Genomic DNA, 897 nt, shown 5'->3' with positions numbered 1-897 from the left:
ACCTAGATTGCACTATGTTATGTTCTTTAGGTATCGATTACCCTGTAAGGTCACTCAAGGAATAACATTCAATGGAATTGAGACATTTACGCTACTTTGTAGCAGTAGCAGAGGAAAAGAGCTTTAATAAGGCAGCAGAGCGTTTGTATATTTCACAACCGCCACTGAGCCGGCAAATAAAGCAGTTGGAAGAAGAAGTCGGGGTGATGCTGATTGATAGAGATAATAGACCTTTGAAACTTACTGAGGCTGGCGAGTTTTTTTATGATCATGCTGTTCAGATACTCGCAAAGTCTGACAAATTAAAATCTATGACAATGCGTAAGGCCAATTTTGATAACTCAATATCTATAGGTTTTGTGTCCTCGATACTCTATGGCATCTTACCGAAAATTATTGCCCGCTTTCGCGCATGCTATCCAAATATAGAGATTAAGCTGCGAGAGCTTAACTCATGGGAGCAAACACAAGCCCTTACAGAGGGTAAAATAGATGTGGGTTTTGGACGGATGTTATTTGAGGACGCTTCTATTAGGCGTATATTATTAAGAGAAGAAAGCTTAGTAGTCGCGGTTCCCAAAGACCATGACTTAGCAAAAGAGCAAAGTAGAGTAGTAAGTCTCATGGATTTAACCAATGAGAAATTGATACTCTATCCCACCGGACCTCGTCCCAGTTTTATTGACTATGTCTTGGAGCTATTTGAATCTCGTAACCTAAAAGCCAATTATTTTACTGAGGTGCGAGAGCTGCATGTTGCTTTAGGATTAGTCGCAGCAGGAGAAGGTTTGACGATCGTGCCTAAAACCTTAGAGCATTTGCGTAGTCAGGAAGTGATTTATATTCCATTTGAAAACGATCTATTAACGTCGCCTATCATCATGAGTGTTAGACACT

General features: G+C 40.2%; 1 protein-coding gene. It reads left to right on the top strand.

What is annotated here, in order from left to right; all coding sequences use genetic code 11:
- Positions 1-71: 71 nt before the first annotated feature.
- The coding region (locus ACS8FD_RS18115; protein WP_439276871.1) for a LysR substrate-binding domain-containing protein at positions 72-897 on the top strand (826 nt) is incomplete at its 3' end.

Source organism: Psychrobacter sp. 1U2, from assembly GCF_051847575.1.
The sequence above is the reverse complement of the archived record's forward strand: the minus strand, read 5'-3'. Positions and strand labels throughout refer to the sequence as shown.